The sequence below is a fragment of the Cupriavidus sp. F041 genome (genome assembly GCF_057814235.1).
The window spans coordinates 1,387,740-1,405,070 of record NZ_JBVASY010000001.1; the positions used below are offsets into that span (position 1 = coordinate 1,387,740).

18 protein-coding genes are annotated in these 17,331 nt (G+C 65.4%); 10 read left to right on the forward strand and 8 right to left on the reverse strand.

Annotated elements, in window-relative coordinates:
- Positions 1 to 130 precede the first annotated feature (130 nt).
- Both ACZY0R_RS06315 and ACZY0R_RS06320 read left to right on the forward strand, forming a co-directional pair.
- Positions 131 to 1,387, forward strand: coding sequence for a hypothetical protein (locus tag ACZY0R_RS06315; RefSeq protein WP_488857625.1), 1,257 nt, complete (start codon positions 131 to 133; stop codon positions 1,385 to 1,387).
- A 427-nt stretch (positions 1,388 to 1,814) separates the two neighbouring features.
- On the forward strand, positions 1,815 to 2,525 hold the full coding sequence (locus ACZY0R_RS06320) for a DUF746 domain-containing protein (protein WP_488857626.1): 711 nt from the start codon (positions 1,815 to 1,817) through the stop codon (positions 2,523 to 2,525).
- 75 nt (positions 2,526 to 2,600) lie between these two features.
- On the opposite strand, the gene ACZY0R_RS06325 is transcribed toward ACZY0R_RS06320, so the two are convergent.
- Positions 2,601 to 3,500 carry a LysR family transcriptional regulator gene (locus ACZY0R_RS06325; RefSeq protein ID WP_488857627.1) on the reverse strand — a complete coding sequence of 300 codons (900 nt, stop codon included), beginning with the start codon at positions 3,498 to 3,500 and terminating at the stop codon, positions 2,601 to 2,603.
- 155 nt (positions 3,501 to 3,655) lie between these two features.
- Here ACZY0R_RS06325 and ACZY0R_RS06330 point away from each other — a divergent pair, with 155 nt between their 5' ends.
- The 4 genes from ACZY0R_RS06330 (at position 3,656) to ACZY0R_RS06345 (ending at position 6,977) form a co-directional block, all read left to right on the forward strand.
- The gene (locus tag ACZY0R_RS06330) at positions 3,656 to 4,414 is read left to right on the forward strand and encodes an SDR family oxidoreductase (protein WP_488857628.1); all 759 of its coding nucleotides are present in this window, start codon (positions 3,656 to 3,658) and stop codon (positions 4,412 to 4,414) included.
- 58 nt (positions 4,415 to 4,472) lie between these two features.
- Complete coding sequence (locus tag ACZY0R_RS06335) at positions 4,473 to 5,378, forward strand: SDR family oxidoreductase (RefSeq protein ID WP_488857629.1); 906 nt, start codon at positions 4,473 to 4,475, stop codon at positions 5,376 to 5,378.
- Between the two features lie 69 nt (positions 5,379 to 5,447).
- Positions 5,448 to 6,029, forward strand: a complete 582-nt coding sequence (locus ACZY0R_RS06340; protein ID WP_488857630.1) for a cyclic nucleotide-binding domain-containing protein — start codon at positions 5,448 to 5,450, stop codon at positions 6,027 to 6,029.
- A 105-nt stretch (positions 6,030 to 6,134) separates the two neighbouring features.
- Positions 6,135 to 6,977 (forward strand): DUF3047 domain-containing protein, encoded by an 843-nt coding sequence (locus ACZY0R_RS06345; RefSeq protein ID WP_488857631.1) that lies wholly within the window; start codon positions 6,135 to 6,137, stop codon positions 6,975 to 6,977.
- A gap of 69 nt (positions 6,978 to 7,046) precedes the next feature.
- Here ACZY0R_RS06345 and ACZY0R_RS06350 read toward each other — a convergent pair whose 3' ends face one another.
- On the reverse strand, positions 7,047 to 7,463 hold the full coding sequence (locus ACZY0R_RS06350) for a type II toxin-antitoxin system VapC family toxin (RefSeq protein ID WP_488857632.1): 417 nt from the start codon (positions 7,461 to 7,463) through the stop codon (positions 7,047 to 7,049).
- Positions 7,450 to 7,686 carry a FitA-like ribbon-helix-helix domain-containing protein gene (locus tag ACZY0R_RS06355; protein WP_081862371.1) on the reverse strand — a complete coding sequence of 79 codons (237 nt, stop codon included), beginning with the start codon at positions 7,684 to 7,686 and terminating at the stop codon, positions 7,450 to 7,452. The genes ACZY0R_RS06350 and ACZY0R_RS06355 overlap by 14 nt, the downstream gene beginning before the upstream one ends.
- Positions 7,687 to 7,937: 251 nt before the next feature.
- On the opposite strand from ACZY0R_RS06355, the gene ACZY0R_RS06360 reads away from it, so the two are divergent.
- On the forward strand, positions 7,938 to 9,659 hold the full coding sequence (locus ACZY0R_RS06360) for an IS1634 family transposase (RefSeq protein ID WP_488857633.1): 1,722 nt from the start codon (positions 7,938 to 7,940) through the stop codon (positions 9,657 to 9,659).
- 123 nt (positions 9,660 to 9,782) lie between these two features.
- On the opposite strand, the gene pcaD is transcribed toward ACZY0R_RS06360, so the two are convergent.
- The 4 genes from pcaD to ACZY0R_RS06380 form a co-directional block, all read right to left on the reverse strand.
- Complete coding sequence (gene pcaD / locus ACZY0R_RS06365; protein ID WP_488857634.1) at positions 9,783 to 10,568, reverse strand: 3-oxoadipate enol-lactonase; 786 nt, start codon at positions 10,566 to 10,568, stop codon at positions 9,783 to 9,785.
- Between the two features lie 7 nt (positions 10,569 to 10,575).
- Positions 10,576 to 11,559 carry a tripartite tricarboxylate transporter substrate binding protein gene (locus ACZY0R_RS06370; protein ID WP_488857635.1) on the reverse strand — a complete coding sequence of 328 codons (984 nt, stop codon included), beginning with the start codon at positions 11,557 to 11,559 and terminating at the stop codon, positions 10,576 to 10,578.
- Positions 11,560 to 11,700: 141 nt separating this feature from the next.
- Positions 11,701 to 11,979 carry a muconolactone Delta-isomerase gene (gene catC / locus ACZY0R_RS06375; protein ID WP_488857636.1) on the reverse strand — a complete coding sequence of 93 codons (279 nt, stop codon included), beginning with the start codon at positions 11,977 to 11,979 and terminating at the stop codon, positions 11,701 to 11,703.
- A gap of 50 nt (positions 11,980 to 12,029) precedes the next feature.
- The gene (locus ACZY0R_RS06380; protein WP_488857637.1) at positions 12,030 to 13,151 is read right to left on the reverse strand and encodes a muconate/chloromuconate family cycloisomerase; all 1,122 of its coding nucleotides are present in this window, start codon (positions 13,149 to 13,151) and stop codon (positions 12,030 to 12,032) included.
- A gap of 117 nt (positions 13,152 to 13,268) precedes the next feature.
- Between ACZY0R_RS06380 and ACZY0R_RS06385 the strand changes: the two genes are divergently transcribed.
- Both ACZY0R_RS06385 and ACZY0R_RS06390 read left to right on the forward strand, forming a co-directional pair.
- Positions 13,269 to 14,165 (forward strand): LysR family transcriptional regulator, encoded by an 897-nt coding sequence (locus ACZY0R_RS06385; RefSeq protein ID WP_488857638.1) that lies wholly within the window; start codon positions 13,269 to 13,271, stop codon positions 14,163 to 14,165.
- Positions 14,166 to 14,340: 175 nt separating this feature from the next.
- Complete coding sequence (locus tag ACZY0R_RS06390) at positions 14,341 to 14,823, forward strand: hypothetical protein (protein ID WP_488857639.1); 483 nt, start codon at positions 14,341 to 14,343, stop codon at positions 14,821 to 14,823.
- A gap of 67 nt (positions 14,824 to 14,890) precedes the next feature.
- Here the strand turns inward: ACZY0R_RS06390 and ACZY0R_RS06395 are convergent, their stop codons facing one another.
- The gene (locus ACZY0R_RS06395; RefSeq protein WP_045238921.1) at positions 14,891 to 15,595 is read right to left on the reverse strand and encodes a FadR/GntR family transcriptional regulator; all 705 of its coding nucleotides are present in this window, start codon (positions 15,593 to 15,595) and stop codon (positions 14,891 to 14,893) included.
- A gap of 424 nt (positions 15,596 to 16,019) precedes the next feature.
- On the opposite strand from ACZY0R_RS06395, the gene ACZY0R_RS06400 reads away from it, so the two are divergent.
- Complete coding sequence (locus ACZY0R_RS06400) at positions 16,020 to 17,267, forward strand: branched-chain amino acid ABC transporter substrate-binding protein (protein WP_488857640.1); 1,248 nt, start codon at positions 16,020 to 16,022, stop codon at positions 17,265 to 17,267.
- Positions 17,268 to 17,331: the final 64 nt, after the last annotated feature.

The window sequence follows — 17,331 nt, forward strand, 5'->3', positions numbered from 1 at the left end:
TCCTGTCATCGGGCCCGATCCTGGCAATATGGCGCCCGCGACCGATGCGCCATCGGGTACCAATTCCACCGACGGGCCTGGCGGACAGAATGGTCCAAGTCCGGAACAAGTCCTCGGCGGCATACAAAGCATGCTGTCGCTCATCCAGGCCATCGAGTCTGGCAATACGGTGGCAATTGCCGCTGCCAGCGCCGCCATGCTGGCGAACCTGGACCGGCTTGGCGGTACGCAATTGTTGCCGAATGGCGCAGCATCGGGTCTGAATGCACTGGCGACTGGGTTGAACCTGATCAATGCCATCCGGGACGGCAACGGCTTGGGCATCGCAGCCTCCGGCCTGAACCTGGGCAGCCAGGCGGCAAGCCTCTATGCCAATATGCTCAAGGACCAGGGCATCGCCGCGTTCCAGGCTGAGTCCGCGTCAGCCGGAGCTCTACTGGACAACGCTGGTATGGCTGGACGAGTTGCAGGCGCACTTGCCTTGGCCGCCAGTGTTGCCTCGCTAGCGATGGCGATCGAAGACGGCAGGGGCTATCAGATCGCCAGTGCCTCGCTGGGTGTTGTCTCGGTAGCCTTTGCCGTTCTCCAGAAGGGAGGACCGAGCGTCCTTGCGGCCGCCGCCGCCATGGGCGTGACACTCATTGGTTCCTATCTCTCGGATAAGGACAGGCCGACTCTCGAAGGCGAAGCCACAGCGGTGTGGAATCCGGATGGCAGTATCCACGTACTGAGCACCCTGGATGTCGAGCAAGGCGGAGCCACACCGACCAAGCTGCTGCAAAACCTCGTCAACGGACTACAGCAGTCCATCGCCAGCCGGGTGGACGCAAACGGCAATCCGCTCTACGCGATCATCCCCCAGCGCCTGCCAACCATCGGCTATGCCTACGATCCGGATGGCTACTGGGGTGATGAGTCGGCGATCTTTGGGTTGGCGGCACACGGCCATCTCTATCTCAAGTGGATCGACGACAACAGCCAGGTGCAGACACGCTACTTCGACGGCAATGGCAGCCGCGATCAGGAGGGGCAGGCAACGCTCGCGCAGGAGTTCATGGCGCATGCATTGCGGGCCGTCGTTCCTGCCTGGGAAGCGCAGTCCGTGCTGGAACATATGCGCGAGGCCGGCGCGCTGGCCGCGCCCGTCACGGGCAGCATCGACGAGAACCGGGCGCGCGTCGCGCAGCAGCTTCATAGCCAGGACTGGCAGCAGCCGGACGCAAATCATCACACTGTGAGTAGAGCCTGGCCAACGCAATCCGTGAGGCCTTCGTCAGGCAAGCCAACAGTTGCCCGTACACGCGTGGAAACTGCACAACGTGCAGACGACCTCGCGCAAGCTCAAAACTGGAGAGTTGCGGATATCCGATCGATGATGCGGTCCTGAGAGCCCTTTCGCCATACCGGACTAGCCATATCACCCGCTTTGGGGACCATAAGCCGGACTTGCCACGGCCTATCTCACCAATGGAAAAAACAACATTCTCCTTACAGATCAAAAGGTTACGTTCATTTTTTTGATAGCTTCACGAGTCCATGCCGCCCCTCTACTGTGATCAATCACAGTAGAGGGGCGGCATGCATTCCACCTAGAATCGGCGCTATTCCATCGCTCCCCGACCGGGGGCCACGGGATTAAGAGCCCTGGGAGGCCACGACGCCCCCAACAATGCACTGCCGCTGCACGATCTGATGCCGCGGGGCGCGGGCGTCCTTGAATCAGCTGGTAGCGCCCACTGCGCTGCCGCGCATCGGAGCAGGCAGCGCACCAGTCCCGGCCCCCTTCCGGGACCGGTCCCGCTCGCGTCTACGATATGAGCAGATTGCATCAGCAACAGCCAACGCCGCCCGAGCGGGATATCCCGGCAGCGGGCCGGGCCGGCCGCGTGCCACCCCAGCGGCCCCTGCGCCCCTTCGCGGACGAGTTGCGGCGGGCGACCACGTTGATCCATGTCCGCGCGAGCGGTGCTGCAGACACCGGTGATGCCGGGCTGGCTGCATACCTGCTGTCCGCATGGCGCGAGTTGCATAGCGCGAGCCACGTGCCGCCGCATTGCCCGCGTTGCGGCGCGCACAAGACGGTCTACGACGGCACCGATGAGGGCAGCGTGCCCTTCTTCCATTGTGGAGGCTGCCGCCAGCGCTTCACCCGGCTGACGGGCACGCCCATGGCGAGGCTCAGGCTGGAGGACAAGGCGGAGACGTTCTTTCAGCTGGCCTCGCAACAAGTGTCGGTCGCCGAAGCGGCGCGCCGGCTGGCGATCAAAAGCGAGACCGTCAGGCATTGGTCGGTCCAGACGCGCCTGTGGCTGCTGGAACTGGATCCGCAAGGCGAGTGGGAGCGTCGCGTGCAACTCGGCGTGCGTTACGCGGTCATGCCGGCCAGTGCCCCTGGCGAATCCGCGCCCGCGATGCACGCATGCAGGTGCACCATCGCGTCCGACGACAGCGAAGCGCTCGCCGAAATGGAGCACGCACCGTTGTTGATACGGGTGTGCCCCTTGTGCGAACAATCGGCGCATTAGCTCGGAGCGGCCTCGGCTCTTGCCGCGATAGTTCTCGCCGGTGCCCGCAGGATTCCCATGCGCCAGCGCGCGGCATCATGCCTTTGCGCCCGCCACCTCGAACACTTCGCGCAACCATTGCACAAAAACCCGCACGCGCGACGAGAGCTGGCGGTTTTGCGAGTACAGCACCGAGACCGGCATCGGCGGCGGCGGCACGTCCGCCAGCACGACCTGCAGGCGGCCGTCCTTCAGTTCGGCTGCCACGCGATAGCGCGGCACCTGTACCAGCCCGAGCCCGGCCACCGAGGCGCCGGTGTAGAGGTCGGCGCCGGTGACCGCGACCGTGGCCGCCAGTTGCACCGCCGTCACGCGGCCATCCACGGTGAACTCCATCGGCAGGGCCTTGCCTGTCCCGCTGGAGATGTAGTTGACCGCGTGATGCGCCGACAGCGACTCCAGGTCCTTCGGCTCGCCATGCTTCGCCAGGTACTCCGGGCTGGCCACGGTGACCTGCTCCAGCAGGGCGACACGCCGGCCCACCATCGAAGAATCCTGCAGGTTCCCTGCACGCAGTACGCAATCGATGCCTTCGCGCACCAGGTCAACCAGGCGGTCATCCTCGCCGATGTGGACTTCCAGGCCGGGATACTGCGCCAGGAAATCCGGCAGCGCAGGCACGACGAAATGGCGTGCGAGCGTCCCTTGCAGGTTCACGCGCAGGAGGCCTTTGGGCGCAGCATTCCTGAATGAGCCTTCCGCTTCTTCCAGGTCGGCTATCAGGCGCACGCAGCGGCGGTAATGCGCCTCGCCGTCGTGGGTCAGCCGTACCGTGCGCGTGGTGCGCTCCAGCAGCCGCGCACCGAGCCGCTGCTCCATGCGCTTGATCAGGTTGGTGATGGTGGCGCGCGGGATCCGCAGGTCCTCGGAGGCCTGGGTAAAGCTCTGGCGCTCGGCGATGCGCACGAAGGCCTGCATTTCCTGGAATCGGTCCATTGCGCTTCTCCGGGTGATCGCGTGGCCAACAGGCAACCCGGTTCGCCCTATTGTTAAAGCAAATGGATCAATGATATCAAGTTTCGGATAATTATCTGCTCAGCCGAATGGTCCATGATTCGTTTCACCAACCCACCACCCGAAAGGAAACGATCATGAGCAACGCCAACAACACCAATACCAACACCGCCAGGGTCGCCATCGTGACCGGCGCTTCCCGCGGCATTGGCGCCGCCATTGCCCGGCGTCTCGCCCTGGACGGCTTCGCGGTCGCGGTCAACTATGCGGCCGGCGCGGCGCAGGCCGAGGCCCTCGTGGCCGAGTTGAAGGCGGCAGGCGCAACAGCCATCGCGGTACAGGCCGATGTATCCAGGGCCGACGATGTGCGCCGCATGTTCGAGATCACCGAGCAGCAACTGGGCAAGGTCGACGTGCTGGTCAACAACGCCGGCGTGCTCAAGACCGTGCCGCTGGCCGACACCAGCGACGCGCTCTACGACCAGACCTTCGACATCAACGTGCGCGGCACCTTCAACACCTTGCGCGAAGCCGCCGCGCGGCTCAACGACGGCGGGCGCCTCGTCAACTTCTCCAGCACCACGCTGGCGCTGAACATGCCTGGCTACGCCGTCTACAACGCCACCAAGGCCGCCGTCGAATCGTTCACGCATGTGTTCGCCAAGGAATTGCGCGGCCGCAACATCACTGTGAACGCGGTGGCTCCCGGCCCGATCGCCACCTCGCTGTTCCTCGACGGCAAGACCGACGAGCAGATCCAGGCGTTCGCCAGGATGCCCCCGCTGCAACGCCTGGGCCAGCCGGAGGACATCGCCTCCGTGGTGGCCTTCCTCGCCGGCCCCGACGCCGGCTGGGTCAACGGCCAGATCCTGCGCGCCAACGGCGGCGTCGCCTGAACCCGATCCGTCGCGCTGAGCCATCAGACACAAGCAGACACAACGCAAGGGGAACATCATGCGAAACGCCAATCAACAAGTCATCCTCGTCACCGGCGCCGGCACAGGCATCGGCAAGCTGAGCGCGCAGGCACTGGCTGAAGCGGGCCATATCGTCTACGCGACGATGCGCGATGTGGAGGGCCGCAACCGCGGCCGTGCGGACGAACTGCGCGCGCTCGCCAAGTCCGGGAACATCCTGTTGCATCCGCTCGAACTCGACGTGTTGTCACAGGAATCCGCCGACGCCGCAGCCGCGGCGATCGTCCGTGAACAAGGGCGCATCGATGTCGTGATGCAGAATGCGGGGCACCTGGTGGTCGGGCCCGCCGAGGCCTTCACGCCCGAGGAAATGATGCGCGTGTTCGACACCAACCTGTTCGGCGCGCAGCGCGTGAACCGCGCCGCCCTGCCCTATATGCGCAAGCAGGAAGCCGGGCTGATGCTGTGGATCAGCAGCACCACGACCAAGGGCGGCTTCCCCCCGTTCATGGGGCCTTACGGCGCAGCCAAGGCAGCCATGGATTCGCTGGCCGTCACGCTGGCCTATGAGATCGCGCGCTTTGGCATCGAGACCTCGATCGTGGTGCCTGGCGCGTTCACCCGCGGCACCGCGCACTTCCCCAGCGCGGGCAAGCCCGCCGATACGGCCACGGCCGCCGCCTATAGCCGCTATGACGGCGTGATGGACCAGATTGGCGAACGCCTGAGCGCACTCACTCCCGACGACGCCGAACCGAAGGCCGTGGCCGATGACATCGTGCGGATCGTGGGCCTGGCCGCCGGCACGCGCCCAATGCGTTCGGTGATCGATTTTGTCGGCGATGGCGCGCGGGAAGTGCTGGAAGTCTCCGAGCGCGTGCGGACCGAGTTTGCGAAGCGGATCGGCATGGAGGACTTGCTGCAAGCCACGGTCTCCCGCTGAGCCATTCCCCGCCAACCGAAAAGCCGGCCCGGGCCGTACCCCGGCCCGGACCCACCGTCAGGAACGGCGATGAAACGATGGATTCCACTCGCATTCGCCGCGCTGCTGCCGGCTCTGCTCGCATCCTGCGAAGCCCGCCCGCTCAGGCAATGCGATACCGCTATCACCCGGGGCAAACCCATGAAAGCGTCGACGACCTACCTCTACCTGCTGCGGAAGACGCCGTTCTTCACCGGCCTGACAACCGCGCAACTGCGCTGGACCATCGACCATTCGCGCGAGTGGGAGGCGGAACCCGGCACCGTGGTCACGCAGTGCGCGGACGCAGGCGACAGCGCCGCCGACGTCTGGGTGCTGCTGGACGGCGGCTGGCAGCTCGAACACGGGGGCCAGGCCTACCCGTCCGGCCATGGCGACCCCGGCAAGTGGTTCAGCGCGCGCCAGGCCACCGGCACCTGCCGCCTGGTCGCGCACGAACATAGCTATGTGATGCAGATCGCTCAGGCGGATTTCGACGCGATGCTGGCCCTGGGCTTTGCCTTCGGCAAGCATATGGACGCCGGCTACCGCTACTACGGAGAAATTTTTGGGAGCATGCCGGCAAGCACGGCGGGCAGCCGGGAAGGACGGCGTCCGCAAGCCCCGCCCTAGCCTGCCAATTCCGAGCTGCGCCACACGCGGCACGCGCAAATGCCCCGGCCGCTGCCTACAATGAAAACAATAAGAACAAAGACGGCGACCAGCGGACAATCCATCATGACCTTCCATCTGGCTTCGAAGCCCTTCCCCGCTGCGGCGGCAGGCCAGGCATTGCCCGGCGCGCACGGCGCGCGCATGCGGGCTGGCCTGCTGGCGTGCGGCTTGTTGCTGGTGCCTGCCGCGCCCGCCCTGGCGCAGGTATCCGCCGCAACTGCCACATCCGCGCCAGCGGCACCCACGGCCGCCGGCGCCGCCTTCTCCGCCGGCACGCCCGGCGGCCCGCTACCGGCCGGCTGGAAGAACCTGCCGGTCGCGCATGGCAAGGCGCTGACCCGTTACAGCCTCGTAACAGACGACAGCGCCACGGTGCTGCAGGCCGATGCCGCCGCCTCCGCCTCCGCGCTGATGCACAAGGGCAACGTCGACCTGGGAGAAACGCCGCAGCTGACCTGGCGCTGGAAAATAGACCGGCCGATCGACGATGCCGACAACAGCGTCGCGTCGAAAGAGGACGCGCCTGCGCGCCTGGTATTCATGTTTGAAGGAGACAAAAGCAAGCTGCCGCTGGGCGACCGTGCCGCCATCCAGCTTGCCAAGACGCTGGCGGGCGAGGAACTGCCCTATGCCACGCTGATGTACGTCTGGTCCAATACCGCGCCGGTCGGCTCGGTCATCGACAATCCCCACACCTCGCGGGTCAAGATGATCGTGGTCTCGGGCAGCGCCGACGGCACCGGCAAGTGGCTGGCGCTGAGCCGCAACGTGGCGCAAGACTTCGAGCAGGCCTTCCACGAGAAGCCGGGCAAGGTGAGCGCCTATGGATTGCTTACCGATACGGACAACACCAGGGCGAGCGCGCGCGCCTGGTATGGGGATATCCGGTTCGGGCCGGCGAAGTAGCCGTACGGACGCGATCCAGTTCCGGGGCTCCGCAACGGAAATCCGAAGCGTCTTGTCCTTGCTTCCCGATCACTCAAAGGGGTTCAGAAGACGTACCCCTGTACCAGCAAAATCCTCAACGTTGCGGGTCACTACGGTGAGGTCGTGAATCAGCGCTGTGGCTGCGATCAACTTGTCCAGTGCATGCTCTGGATGGGGAGCACGAAGCCGTCCCCATATCTGGCCGATTTCCTCGTCTACCGATAGTATGTGCTGCGCGAACTCGCACAGCACCGATTCGAGCCAGGTGGCAAGGATCGCTGCTTGCGCGTGGTCTCCGCGATGCTGGATCAATTCGACACCACGCCGCAATTCGCCGACTGTAACCACCGACAGATACAAGTCGGTCTCTTGCCTCGCCGCCTGTCGAAAGAAAGCGCGAACGCCCTTGTTAGCACGTTCGCGCTTCCTCACCTCACTGATGACATTGGTATCAATCAAATACACGTGCACCCCCAACCGGCTCATCAACGCGTTCGAAATCGGCGTCCTCACCAACGTTGGGCATGCCAGCCAAGACCTCAGCAAAAGTCTTGCGTTTCGTCGTGCGCAGAGCCTGCGCAAGAATCTCACGATGCTCAGCCTCCGCACTCCGACCGTGTGCAGCAGCCTGCTCCCGCAGCCTTTGTACCAGCGACTCGTCAATCCCGCGAACCAAAAGATTTGCCATGATCACCTCCTCCGATACCAGGCTAAAAAGATAGCATTGATATCACTGGAATGCAATCATTGATAGCACCTCAATGGTACGCGTCAGGTCGGTGCCCGGCGTAGGTGCGCTTTAGCACAAACTTTGGTCCCTGAACTCGCCGGAACCCGCGCCACCGTTGGGTTTCGGCTATTTTTTGGGGTGCATATGTACCCATGTAAATACATTATATTAGCCTTGTTTTTTGCTGAATATGTCCAATAATGGTGTTCATGTATATCGAACACGTCCCCAACCGCAATTCCCCGCCGGCGATCCTGCTGCGCGAGTCCTATCGCGAAGGCAACAAGGTCAAGAAACGCACCCTGGCGAATTTGTCCGCACTGCCGCCCGAGGTGATCGAGGGCTTGAAGGTCTTGCTGCGCGGCGGGGCGGCCGTGGCCTCGGCCGATGAGGCCCTGGTGATCGAGCGCAGTCTGCCGCACGGCCATGTGGCCGCCGCGCTCGGTACGGCCCGCGCCTGTGGCGCGCAACACTGGTTCGCGGCGGCGCCGGGCCGCGTGCCATCGGTGGCACGCCTGATTTCGCCCGCCTCCAAGCTGGCCACGCACCGCATGCTGCAGCAAGAGACCGCGGCCCATTCGCTGTCGCGCATGCTCGGCATCGGCGATGTGGAGCCCGAGGAGTTGTACGCCGCGCTGGACTGGCTGGGAGAGGCCCAGGAAGCCATCGAGAAGCGCCTGGCGAAGCAGCATCTGGCTGGTGGCACCCTGGTGCTCTATGACCTCACTTCCACCTGGCTGACCGGGCGCTGCTGCGACCTGGCGGCCTACGGCTACAGCCGCGATGGCAAGCGTCACGAGCCGCAGATCGTGTTCGGTCTGGTCTGTACGCCGCAAGGGTGTCCGGTGGCGGTCGAAGTCTTCGCCGGCAACACTGCCGATCCGAGCACGGTGGCGTCTCAGGTGGAGAAGCTCAAAGACCGTTTCGGCATCGAGAAGCTCGCCTGGGTAGGGGACCGGGGGATGCTGACGCAAGCCCGTATCGACACGCTGTTGCGCCCGGCAGGACTGGACTGGGTGAGTAGCCTGCGCGCCCCGCAGGTAGCTGAACTCGCCCGCGAACAAGGCCCCTTTCAGCCCTCGCTGTTCGATGAACGCAACCTCATCGAACTCACCAGCGAAACGTTTCCTGGCGAGCGACTGGTGGTGTGCCGCAATCCGCTGCTGGCCGACGAACGGGCCAGGAAACGCGAGGCGCTGTTGCAGGCCACCGAACAGGAGCTCAACAAGATTGCCGAGGCCACCACGCGCGCGCGCAACCGGCTCAAGGGCACGGAGGCGATTGCCCTGCGCGTGGGCCGGGTCATCGAGCGCTTCAAGATGGCCAAGCACTTCGAGCTGACCATCACCGACACCAGCTTTGCCTGGGCGCGCAAGACGCTACAGATCGAGCAAGAGGCGGCACTCGATGGCCTGTATGTGGTGCGCACGAGTTTGCCGGCGGCGCAACTGTCAGCCGAGGCGGCCGTGTCGGCCTACAAGGGCTTGGCGGCGGTCGAGCGAGCGTTTCGTTCGCTCAAGACCATGGACTTGCACGTGCGCCCCGTGTTCCATTGGAATGCCGAGCGCGTGCGTGCTCATGTCTTTCTGTGCATGCTGGCCTACTACGTCGAATGGCACATGCGCGAAAAATTGAAGCCGATGCTGTTTGACGATGAATACATCGAGCTAGCGCGCGCTTCCCGTGCCTCGCCCGTGGCCAAGGCACGGCGTTCGGAACAGGCGAAAGCCAAGGACGCCACCAAGCGCACCGAGGATGATCTGCCCGTCCACAGCTTGCGCACGTTGCTCGGTGATCTGGCCACGCTCACCTACAACATCTGCCACACGCCGCTGAATCCGGAGGCCAAGATCATCATGACCACTCGGCCAACGCCCATTCAGGACCGCGCCTTCCGCCTCCTCGGTATCAGCCCGGCAGCTCTTCTGTAGCACCTGTACCCAGCAAGCCCTCGCTACGCACTCGCATAACTGCGTGGAATCAACACCTTACGTTCGCAGTGAACTCAAAGTTGGGTTTAGCAAGGCGCGCACAGTGCAAGCCTGTCCTCCACCTCAATCCGCCAGGAACCCACACACCGCCTCGGCAAATTCCCGCGGCTGCTCCCAGTTGGACAAATGGGCCCCGTCCAGCTCCACATAGCGCGCACCGGCGATCCCCTCGGCTACCTCGCGGCCTTGCGCCGGCGTGGTCGCCAGGTCGTGCGTGCCGGCGATCACCAGCACCGGGCTGGCGATGCGCGATAGCAACGGGCGCAGGTCGGCATCGCGCACGGCGGCGCAATTGGCCGTATAGCCTTCGGGCGAGGCGTCCAGCAACATCTGCCGCACCGGGGCGATGCGCTCTGCGTTGCCGGCCAGCCAGCCGGCGCTGAACCAGCGCGCCAGCACGGCGTCGACGATGGCGGCCATGCCTTGGGCGCGTACCGTCTGGATACGGGTGTCCCAGCCGCTGGCCGGCCCGATCAGGGCGGCGGTGTTGGCCAGCACGAAGCGCCCGAAGCGCTCCGGGTGGCTGGCCGCCAGCCACATGCCGGTCATGCCGCCCATCGACAGCCCGCAAAAGTGGGCGCGTTCGATGCCGGCGTGATCCATGATCGCCAGCACGTCCTGCCCGAGTTCGGCAAACCCGAACGGCCCGGCCGGGGCCGGCAGGCCGGAACCGCCGTGGCCGCGCGTGTCGTAGCGCAACACGCGGAAGCGGGACAACAGGCTGTCCATCTGCGGCGCCCACATCTGCAGGTCGGTGCCGAGCGAGTTGGACATGACCAGAACGGGCGCGTCCGGCGCCCCCTCGATCTGGTAGTGCAGCGCGATGCCTTGGTTGAATGCGGTGGTCATGACGATCTCAGTCTGCGCGGATGCCGCGTTCGCGGATCAGCTTGCCCCATTTGTCGGTTTCAGCGGCGAGGTGCTTGCCCAGTTGCGCGGGCGTGCTGCCGATCGGCTCGGCGCCGATGCCAGCCAGGCGGGTACGCACCGACGGCTTGGCCAGCGCGTCCACCATCGCCTGGTTCAGCCGCGCGACCACGGCGGGCGGCGTCTTGGCCGGCACGAAGGCGGCGAACCACGGCGACAGGTCATAGCCCTTCACGCCGGCTTCGGCCAGGGTCGGCACGTTCGGCAGCGTCGACGAGCGCTTGGCGGTGGTCACGGCGATCGGCGTGAGCTTGCCGGAATCGATATGCGGCTTGGCCGAGGTGATGCTGTCGAACATGTAGTCAACCTGGCCGCCCAGCAGGTCCGTCATGGCCGGGCCGCTGCCCTTGTAAGGCACATGCAGCATCTTGACCCCGGTCAGCGAGGTAAACAACTCGCCGGCAAGGTGGACCGAGGTGCCGTTGCCGGCCGAGGCATAGGTGTACTTGTCCGGCGTGGCGCGCGCGGCTGCGATCAGGTCGGGCACCGTGGCGGGCAGCTTCTTGGCCTTGCTGGTGACCAGTACATTGGGCACCACCGCCAGCAGCGACACTGGCGCGAAGTCCTTCACCGGGTCATAGTTCAGCCGGCCGTACAGGGCGGGGTTCACCGCCATGCCGTTGGCCACGATGATCAGCGTGTAGCCATCCGCGGGCGAACGCGCCACCAGCTCGGCGCCGATATTGCCGCCTGCGCCGGGGCGGTTTTCCACCACGATGGCCTGCCCCATCGACTTCGACATTTCCTCGCCCAGCGTGCGGGCGATATTGTCCATGGCGCCGCCGGCGGGGAATGGCACGACCCAGCGGATCGGGTGATCGGGATAGGCGTCGGCGTGTGCGGACGGCAGCACGGCCAGGGTGGCCAGCGCGCAGGCGCAGGCGGCCCAGGCGCGCACGAAAGGCAAGCGCATCAAAGTCTCCTCCAGTTGGATTCGGAGTTGGAGTTGGAGTTGGAGTTGGAGTTGGAGTTGGAGTTGGAGTTGGAGTTGGAGTTGGAGTTGGAGTTGGGTCGCGGCCATCGCGGGCCGCGGCGGTATTACTTGATTACTTGATTACTTGATCGACGACGGGTGCCGCGCCAGCGGCGTGACATGGATCTCCATGTACGGGAACAGCGGCAGGCCGGACAGCATCGCGTGCAGCTCGTCGTTGGACTCGGCATCGAAGATGCTGTAGTTGGCGTACTCGCCCACCACGCGCCAGATATGCGGCCATTTGCCCTGGCGCTGCAGGTCCTGCGAGTACGCCTTCTCGCGCGCCTTGATCTCGTCCGCCTGCGTGGCAGGCATGTCGGCCGGGATCTTTACGTCCATTCTCACCAGAAACAGCATGCTTTTATTCCTTGGGTCTGTGTTTGCTCATGGGTGGCGGCAGGTGCGCCTCAGGCGGCACAGCGGTAATGCGCCAGCTTATCCTCGTCCAGCGTCAGGCCCAGCCCCGGCCCCACCGGCAGGTGCAAGGCAAAGTCGCGGTACTCGGGACGCGCCGTCACCACATCATCCTTGAGCAGCAGCGGGCCGAACAGCTCGGTGCCCCAGGCCAGCCGCGGCAGCGTGGAAAAACCGTGGGCGGCGGCGATGGTGCCTACGCTGCCCTCCAGCATGGTGCCGCCATAAAGCGCGATGCCGGCGGCGTCGCCAACCGCCGCGGTGCGCAGCATCTCGAAGATGCCGCCCGACTTGGAGATCTTCAGCGCGAACACGTCTGCACCGGCGATACGCGCCAGTTCCATCGCATCCTCGGGGCCGCACACGGACTCGTCGGCCATCACCGGTACCACGAAGCGCGCCGCCAGCCGGGCCAGCGCGCCCCGCTGCTCGCGCGGCACCGGCTGCTCGACCAGGTCGATGCCGGCGGCTTCCAGCATGGCGATGCCGGTGGCGGCGTCGGCCTCGTTCCAGGCCTGGTTGACATCCACCGTAACGCGGGCGCGGTCGCCCAGCGCACGCTTGATGGCCGACACGTGGGCCACGTCGTCGCGCACGGAGCGGCGGCCGATCTTGAGCTTGAAGGTGTTGTGGCGGCGGGCCTCGAGCAGCGACTCGGCCTCTTCGATGTCGCGGCCGGTATCGCCGCTGGCCAGGGTCCACAGGCAGGCCAGGTTCGGCCGCACCGCGCCGCCCAGCAGTTCGGACAGCGGCAGGCCCAGGCGCTTGCCCTGCGCGTCGAGCAGCGCGGACTCCAGCGCCGACTTGGCAAAGCGGTTGCCGCGCGCCACCGCAGCCAGGCGCTGCATGGCGGCGTGGATATTGGACGCATCGAGGCCGGCCAGCGCGGGCGCCAGGTAGGTATCGATGGTCAGCTTGATGCCCTCGGGGCTTTCGTCGCCGTAGCTCAGGCCGCCGATGGTGGTGGCTTCGCCAATGCCCTCGACGCCGTCGCTGCAGCGCAGCCGCACGATCACCAGAGTCTGGCGCTGCATGGTGGTCATGGCGAGCTGGTGCGCCCGGATGGTGGGCAGGTCGACCAGGATGGCTTCGACGGAGGTGACGGTTGCTTTCATGCTGTATGTCTGCCAAGTATGGAATACGCTGGGATGCAGTATGTGGCTTGACATTCAGGGTGTCCAAGACCGAGTATGTCCCGATCAATACCTTTAAAGTATGGAGGGGCAGGCGCCATGGAGCTTCGTCACCTGCGCTATTTCCAGGCTGTCGCGGCCGAACTCAACTTCACCCGTGCCGCCGAACGCCTGCATATCGCCCAGCCGCCGCTGTCGCGCCAGATCCGCCAGCTGGAGGACGAAATCGGCACGGTGCTGCTGGACCGCACCGCGCGCGCCGTGCGGCTGACCGAGGCCGGACGCTTCCTGCTGGAGCAGTCGCTGCAACTGAACCAGCGCATCGACGAGATCGTGGAAGGCACGCGGCGCATCGGCCGCAATGAGAAGCGCTGGTTCGGCATCGGGTTCGTGCCGTCGGTGCTGTACGGTTTCCTGCCGGAGCTGATCCGCCAGGTGCGCGGCTCCGACGCCGCGCTTGAGGTCGGCCTGTCCGAGCTGACCACGGTGCAGCAGATGGAGGCGCTCAAGGCCGGCCGCATCGATATCGGCTTTGGCCGCATCGTGCTGGATGACCCGGCCATTACCCGCACGGTGGTGATGGCCGAGCCGCTGATGGCCGCCCTGCCCAGCGGCCACGCCGCGCTGAAGGGTCCGCCCATGACGCCAGCGCAACTGGCGGCACACCCCTTCGTGCTCTATCCGGCGCGGCCCCGCCCCAGTTACGCCGACCATGTGCTGGCGCTGTTCCGCACCCAGGGCCTGCAACTGCGCGTGGCCCAGGAAGCCAACGAACTGCAGACCGCCGTCGGCCTCGTGGCCGCAGGGCTCGGGATCTGCCTGGTGCCGGCATCCGTGCAGCGCCTGCATCGCGACGACGTGGCCTACATGCCGATTGATGCACCCGGCTTTACGTCCCCGGTGATGATGAGCTATCGCAGCGACGACCGCTCGGCACTGCTGGCCGAAGTGGTGAAACGGGTGGGCGAGCTAGCGCGCACGCCGCCACGGGACTGATTTCCGCCCCGGCGGCGAGATGAATAACGTCCGGCACCCCACAAACGGGTGATGCGGGCCGCGCGATCGGTTTGTACAGTGCACGCACAAAAAAAGAGACGGGGAAATCGTGCCACCGATGCAATCAGGGTCACTATCGGGCCATGCCGCCGGGCCACGGCCGGGCGGCCTGTTCATGGCTCTCCTTCAAGCCTGCGGCGACACGCTGCGCAAAGCCTGGGGCGGCACACAGGGTGAGGTAGCGCTCACCGCGCGCGAGCCGGGTAGCGCGCCCGGCCAGCCACAAAACGGTGCCTTGCGCCTCCGGCTCAGCTACGCGGATACGCCGCTGACGCCCGGCGCCACCCGCGTCACCGCCACCGCCGCGGTGCTGCAATGCGACGGCACCGACATCACCGCCAGCGTCGCGCCGTCCGCATGGACCTGGCGCCAGGCTTCCGGCCTGTCGATGCGGGCCGGCTATGGCGCCGTCTCGGTCGATACCGAGGGCCAGGTACGTTCGGTGAGCGTGTGCCCGCAAGGCCGCAGCTTGTCGCTCTCCGGCACCAGCCGCTTAGCCTGCCACGATATGGCCTCGGGGGTGGAAGTCAGCGTGCTGCTCGGCAACGGCGAACGCCTGGTCCAGCGTTTCCAGCCGGGGCTGGCTGGGCTTGAGTAAGGACTTAAGGACGTAAAGACGGAAGCGCTGGACAGCGCGGCGCAAGCGTGAGCGGTCCGCCGCGGAATCAGCCCTTCAGGTACATGTTCAGCCGCTTGGCCGCGTTGCGCAGGTGGGTTTCAGCCGCCTCCGCCGCCCGCTCCGGATCGCCCGCCACGATCGCGTCGTAGATGGTCTTGTGCTCGTCCTGCACAGCCTCGACCATGTCCGCGTGATGGCTCTTGGTATTGCTCCTCGCCTGCCGGATCACGCGCCGCGCGCCGTGCTCCAGGTGTTCGCTCAGCGCCTGGAAATGCGGGTTGTGGGTGGCCTCGACAATGGCCTGGTGAAAAGCGAAGTCCTCCTCGTCCCCCAGCCGGTCGTTGGCGATCTCGTACTCCATGCCGATCAGCGCCCGCCGGATCCGCTTGAGATCTTCCGGCGTGCGGCGCATGGCCGCGAACCTGGTGGCCGCCACTTCAATCGTCACCAGCAGCTCCATCACCATCGCCAGCGAGTCCTTCTCGTCGATGGCCACATCTTGCATGCGAAACGCCTGCCGCTGGCTGCGCTCGGTCACGAACACACCGCTGCCCGCCTTGGGCGCAACCAGACCCTCCGACTTGAGCTGCGACAGCGCTTCACGGACCACCGCTCGGCTGACCGAAAACTGCTCGCATAGCACGCGCTCGCTGGGCAGGCGGTCGCCCACGGCGAACTCGCCGGTCTGGATCGCCTGGATCAGCCGCCTTGCGATCTCGTCCGGCAGGTGTTTTGGCTCGGGATGGAACATGGTTCCCTCCGCGCGCTGGGTGGACGGCGGCGCTGCGGCACCGGGCACTGTCTTGTTCACTACTGGCTCCCTGGCGCCAGCCGGCATCTGGCTGGCGCTCGATCGTAAATTGGTCTTACAGGTCAATGTAGCACGACTCAACTCGTCTGAAACGTGCGGAATGTACCAGCACCAGACCGTAGCAGCGCCTGTTATGTGCCCGCAAGCCAATCCCTGCAAGGGAAGATGACCCGTACTCCGATGCGCGGACAGCCGTCCAATCCGACCCTCAGTAGAAACCCTCACGGCACGCATGTCGCCGTTGACGCCTGTCATCCATCTCCCTATAGTAAACCTGTCAGACCACTTTAACCACAGGTCAGACCACTATGTCGGGCCAGTTTCAGCGCCCGCCAGATGATCCCAACAAAGCTAGGAGACACCCATGAGCGGTAGCCGCATTCCCCGTCCTTTGTTCGCAGCCGCGGCACTCTCGGTGCTGGCTGGCACGGCATCGGCGGCGCCGGTAAAGATTGCGCTGGTCGAGACGCTGTCCGGCCCGCAGGCATCGACCGGCCTGATGTTCCGCGCGGCGGCGCGCTATGCGATCGACAAGATCAATGGCACCGGCGGCTGGAATGGCGAGCCGCTCCAACTGGTGGAGTACGACAACCAGGGCGGCCCGGCGGGCGCGGCGGACAAGCTGAAGGCGGCCGTGGCGGATGGCGCCCAGATCGTCATGCAGGGTTCGTCGTCGGCCGTGTCCGGCCAGATCACCGAGGACGTGCGCAAGTTCAACCTGCGCAATCCGGGCAAGGAAATCCTGTTCATGAACGTCGGCGGCGAGGCCATGGAGCTGACCGGCGAGAAGTGCCACTTCTACCATTTCAAGTTCGCCACCAACGCGCAGATCCGCGTCAAGGCGCTGGTCGGCGCGATGAAGCCGCTCAACGCCCTCGGCACCCGTGTCTATTCGATCGACCAGAACTACTCCTGGGGCATCGATATGGAAAAGGCCACGGGCGACTACGCCGGCGCGGGCGGTTACACGGTCGTGGAAAAGACCCTGCACGACGTCAACAAGGTCCAGGACTTCTCGCCGTACGTGGCCAAGATCGCTGCCGCCAAGGCGGACAGCGTGATCACCGGCAACTGGTCGAACGACCTGCTGCTGCTGATGAAGGCCAGCAAGGCGGCCGGCCTGAAGACGCGCTTCGCTACGGTGTTCCTCGACCAGCCGGGCAATATCGGCAACGCCGCCGATGTGGCGCTCGGCCACTATGTCGCCCACCCCTTTAACGCCGAAGCGGGCGGCGCGGAGAGTGAGCGCTTCGCTAACGACTTCAAGGCCAGGCAGGGCCATATGCCTGCCTACATCGAGCCGCAGACGGTATTCGCGGTGGAGATGCTGGGCGAGGCGCTGAAGACGGTGAAGCCGGAAGGCGGCAAGCTCAACACCAGCACGCTGGCCAGGGCGCTCGAAAACGCCAGGATCAAGACCCCGATGGGTGAGATGAGCATGCGCGCCGCCGATCACCAGGTGCTGCTGCCGATGGTGGTGTCCGTCGTCGCCAAGGACGCGAAGTTCAAGGTCGACGGCACCGACATGGGCTTCAAGCCGGTCAAGACGTTCTCCGCCACCGAAGCCGCCACGCCGGCCCAGGCCAGCTGCAAGATGCCCCGCCCCGTCTGACTCCCCCTGCCATTGCCATAGCAAGACCTGCCAGCTCAGCGCCACCCGGCGCGGCGCTGGCAAG

Excerpts from the sequence above, each read along its gene's own strand:
- ACZY0R_RS06315 (WP_488857625.1), top strand. The coding sequence starts at position 131 with ATGCTGTCGCTCATCCAGGCCATCGAGTCTGGCAATACGGTGGCAATT.
- ACZY0R_RS06320 (WP_488857626.1), top strand. The coding sequence starts at position 1,815 with ATGAGCAGATTGCATCAGCAACAGCCAACGCCGCCCGAGCGGGATATC.
- ACZY0R_RS06325 (WP_488857627.1), bottom strand. The coding sequence starts at position 3,500 with ATGGACCGATTCCAGGAAATGCAGGCCTTCGTGCGCATCGCCGAGCGC.
- ACZY0R_RS06330 (WP_488857628.1), top strand. The coding sequence starts at position 3,656 with ATGAGCAACGCCAACAACACCAATACCAACACCGCCAGGGTCGCCATC.
- ACZY0R_RS06335 (WP_488857629.1), top strand. The coding sequence starts at position 4,473 with ATGCGAAACGCCAATCAACAAGTCATCCTCGTCACCGGCGCCGGCACA.
- ACZY0R_RS06340 (WP_488857630.1), top strand. The coding sequence starts at position 5,448 with ATGAAACGATGGATTCCACTCGCATTCGCCGCGCTGCTGCCGGCTCTG.
- ACZY0R_RS06345 (WP_488857631.1), top strand. The coding sequence starts at position 6,135 with ATGACCTTCCATCTGGCTTCGAAGCCCTTCCCCGCTGCGGCGGCAGGC.
- ACZY0R_RS06355 (WP_081862371.1), bottom strand. The coding sequence starts at position 7,686 with ATGGCAAATCTTTTGGTTCGCGGGATTGACGAGTCGCTGGTACAAAGG.
- ACZY0R_RS06360 (WP_488857633.1), top strand. The coding sequence starts at position 7,938 with ATGTATATCGAACACGTCCCCAACCGCAATTCCCCGCCGGCGATCCTG.
- pcaD (WP_488857634.1), bottom strand. The coding sequence starts at position 10,568 with ATGACCACCGCATTCAACCAAGGCATCGCGCTGCACTACCAGATCGAG.
- ACZY0R_RS06370 (WP_488857635.1), bottom strand. The coding sequence starts at position 11,559 with ATGCGCTTGCCTTTCGTGCGCGCCTGGGCCGCCTGCGCCTGCGCGCTG.
- catC (WP_488857636.1), bottom strand. The coding sequence starts at position 11,979 with ATGCTGTTTCTGGTGAGAATGGACGTAAAGATCCCGGCCGACATGCCT.
- ACZY0R_RS06380 (WP_488857637.1), bottom strand. The coding sequence starts at position 13,151 with ATGAAAGCAACCGTCACCTCCGTCGAAGCCATCCTGGTCGACCTGCCC.
- ACZY0R_RS06385 (WP_488857638.1), top strand. The coding sequence starts at position 13,269 with ATGGAGCTTCGTCACCTGCGCTATTTCCAGGCTGTCGCGGCCGAACTC.
- ACZY0R_RS06390 (WP_488857639.1), top strand. The coding sequence starts at position 14,341 with ATGGCTCTCCTTCAAGCCTGCGGCGACACGCTGCGCAAAGCCTGGGGC.
- ACZY0R_RS06395 (WP_045238921.1), bottom strand. The coding sequence starts at position 15,595 with ATGTTCCATCCCGAGCCAAAACACCTGCCGGACGAGATCGCAAGGCGG.
- ACZY0R_RS06400 (WP_488857640.1), top strand. The coding sequence starts at position 16,020 with ATGAGCGGTAGCCGCATTCCCCGTCCTTTGTTCGCAGCCGCGGCACTC.